This is a genomic window from Eubacterium sp. An3, assembly GCF_002159465.1.
Lineage (GTDB): Bacteria > Bacillota > Clostridia > Lachnospirales > Lachnospiraceae > Anaerobutyricum > Anaerobutyricum stercoris.
On sequence record NZ_NFIR01000078.1, the window covers coordinates 1 to 2,535 of the forward strand.

Here is a 2,535-nt window from a genome sequence, read left to right on the forward strand (position 1 = left end):
AAAAAAGACGAGCGCGAAGAAGTCCTGAAGGAGATCCGGCAGCTTGAGAACCGCCAGAAGATTTTGGAGAACAAGCAGCGCAACGAGGAACGCAAGGCCCGCACCCGCCGCCTGATTGAACGCGGGGCTATTTTGGAGGGCATTTTCCCTCTGGCCCCCGACCTTCCCGGCGCAGAGGTCAAGGCGTTCCTGATTGCCCTGTCCCATCTTCCGGGGGCGGCGGAACTGGCCGCAAAACTGCCGAAATCCGGGGACAAGCCGTAAGTCCCTTGTTTACAAGGGCGCACTTATACACCGTTTCCGGTGTCGTGCGCCCTGCCGGGAGCTGTTGCGCTCTCCGAGCGCGATGGGGAGCTACACTCCCCAAACCCCTTGTGCGCCCCGCGCAGCCAGACACCCGCTTCGCGTCTGTCCGGCTCCACGGAGCCTGAATACCCCTCACCGAAAGGAGGCGATCCTCATAGATTTTTGCCACATCCCTGTCAGTATCATCAAGCGCAGCGAGGGCCGTTCCGCTGTTGCCGCAGCCGCCTACCGAAGCGGAACCAAGCTGACAAATGAATGGGACGGCCTGACCCATGATTACACCCGGAAGGGCGGCGTTGTCCATGCGGAAATCATGCTGCCCGCCCACGCTCCGCCTGAATTTTCAGACCGCTCCACCCTCTGGAACAGCGTGGAGCAGATCGAGAAAGCCAGGGACAGCCAGCTTGCCCGCGAGATCGAGGCGGCCCTGCCCCGTGAACTGTCCAGGGAACAGCAGCTTGCCCTTGTCCGGGCCTATGTGAAGGACAACTTTGTGGACAAGGGGATGTGCGCCGATTTTGCCATCCATGACAAGGGAACCGGCAACCCCCATGTCCATATCATGCTGACCGTCCGGCCCTTAAAAGAAAACGGCGCATGGGGCGCAAAGTGCCGCAAGGCATACGACCTGGACGAGAACGGCCGGCGTATCCCGGATGGGAAAGGCGGCTGGAAGAACCACCGGGAGGACACCACCGACTGGAACGACAAAGGGAATGTGGAGATTTGGCGAGCAGCATGGGCGGCTTATACCAACCGGGCATTGGAGGCCGCCGGTCAGCCTGCCCTGGTAGACCACCGCAGCTACAAGCGACAGGGCATTGATAAAATCCCCTCTGTCCACCTGGGGCCAGCGGCCAGCCAGATGGAGAAGCGCGGCATCCGCACCGACAAGGGAGAAGTCAACCGGCAGATCGCCGCCGACAATAAGCTGCTCAAGGAAATCAAGGCCCGCATTACCCGCCTCTACAACTGGTCTAAAGCCGAGGCGGAGAAGCCGGAGAGCCAGCAGCCCAGCATGATGGGCTTGTGGGAGGCCCAGCAGCAGCTCAAGCGGCCCGACACCCGCACCGGCAAAATCCGGGCGTTGCAGGAGAGCGCCGCCCTGTTCAATTTCCTGAACGCCAACGGCATCCAATCCATGCAGCAGCTCCACGAAAAAATCGCAGATATGAACACCCGCTACTATGACCTGCGGCGAGAGATCGTCAAGGCCGAGCGCCGGATCGCCGTCCTCGCCGAGCGCGGGGAGATGTGGGCGCAGTACAACGAGTACAAGGCCATTCATAAACAGCTTGCCAGGATGAAGCCGGAAAAGCGGGAGCTGTTCGAGCAGCGCCACAGCCGGGAGCTGATCCTCTATGACGCGGCAGACCGGTATCTGAAAGAACTGAAAGCCAGCGGAGAGGAACTTTCCCCGAAGGAATGGCAGCGCGAGATTGGTTTACTGACCGCCCAGAAGCAGGTGGACAGCATCGACATGAAGGCCATGCGGGAGGAACTGAAAGCCGTGGAACGGCTCCGCAAGGCCGCCGACCAACTGGCCCGGCAGGAACGGGACAAGCCCTGCGACCGGGGGCCGGAGCGGTAAAGGGTACGGCGTTTTGCCGACCCCTTTAGGTGTGTCGCGTTTCACGACACCCTTTTGCACACAGAAAAACCGCCGTACAGGTTTCCCCATACGGCGGCAGATGGTTTATTTGCCGAACAAGTCGCTGTGCGACCCGGTGCGGGCAAGCGTCAGCACCAGCACATCATCCTCGATACGGTAAATGAGCAGCCAGTCCGGGAGAATGTGACATTCCCGATGGCCCACCCAATCGCCGGACAGATCGTGATCGCGGTTTTTATCCGGCAGCGGTTCGCCCATCGACAGCAGCGCCACGACCTGTTCCAGCAATTCGATTTTCAGGCCGCGCTTGATTGCCCGCTTGTAGTCCTTTTTGAAAGCGGTCGTGTACTTGACGGTGTACTTTGTTTTCCTCATTTTTTCAGGTCGGCAAACAACTCGTCAAGGTCATTGTATCCCTTTACAGACGGGTCTTTTGCAATCCTTTCCGCTTCCAGCATGGCAGCAATCGTTTCCTTGTTGGGCTGTTCCAGCTTCACCTCAAAGGGAATGCCGCCCTCACGAAGCGACTGGCGCACGAAGATGTTGAACGCCGTGGATAAATTCATGCCGAGTTCCGCAAACAGGGCGTCGGCCTGTGCCTTCAAATCCGCGTCCAT

The 2,535-nt window shown here is 59.5% G+C and carries 4 protein-coding genes; 2 read left to right on the top strand and 2 right to left on the bottom strand.

Going from position 1 to position 2,535, the window contains the following annotated elements; genetic code table 11:
- The coding region (locus B5F87_RS20260; RefSeq protein WP_143405317.1) for a DUF3847 domain-containing protein at positions 1–264 on the top strand (264 nt) is incomplete at its 5' end.
- Positions 265–346: 82 nt separating this feature from the next.
- Positions 347–1,897, top strand: a complete 1,551-nt coding sequence (gene mobQ / locus B5F87_RS20265; RefSeq protein WP_242964626.1) for a MobQ family relaxase — start codon at positions 347–349, stop codon at positions 1,895–1,897.
- Between the two features lie 105 nt (positions 1,898–2,002).
- Here the strand turns inward: mobQ and B5F87_RS20270 are convergent, their stop codons facing one another.
- On the bottom strand, positions 2,003–2,293 hold the full coding sequence (locus B5F87_RS20270) for a type II toxin-antitoxin system YafQ family toxin (protein WP_003509355.1): 291 nt from the start codon (positions 2,291–2,293) through the stop codon (positions 2,003–2,005).
- Positions 2,290–2,535, bottom strand: a 246-nt coding sequence (locus B5F87_RS20275) for a type II toxin-antitoxin system RelB/DinJ family antitoxin (RefSeq protein ID WP_087284451.1), incomplete at its 5' end; no start/stop codon positions are given. The genes B5F87_RS20270 and B5F87_RS20275, both read right to left, overlap by 4 nt.